The organism is Pseudonocardia sp. SID8383 (genome assembly GCF_009864975.1).
Lineage (GTDB): Bacteria > Actinomycetota > Actinomycetes > Mycobacteriales > Pseudonocardiaceae > Pseudonocardia > Pseudonocardia alni.
In genome coordinates, this window is sequence record NZ_WWFY01000873.1 from 1 (window position 1) to 208 (window position 208).

General features: G+C 83.2%; 1 protein-coding gene. It reads left to right on the forward strand.

Going from position 1 to position 208, the window contains the following annotated elements; genetic code table 11:
• The coding region (locus GTW08_RS20895) for a hypothetical protein (protein ID WP_161152417.1) at positions 1 to 208 on the forward strand (208 nt) is incomplete at both ends.

The following is a 208-nucleotide window of genomic DNA, read 5'->3' on the forward strand; positions in this document are numbered from 1 at the left end:
CGCGGCGGCCCGCGCCGTCCTCGCCCTGCTCGACACCCCCGGCGCCGCGCCGGACCCGCGGTTCGGGGCCCTCGCCCTCACCGACGAGGACGGCCGCCCCGCCCGCGCCGACGAGCTCGTCCTGCCCGACGCCGCCCTCCGGGACCTGCTCGACCCGGACGCCCCCGTCGGGGTGCTGGGGCCGGAGTGGGCCGACGTGCCCCGCGAC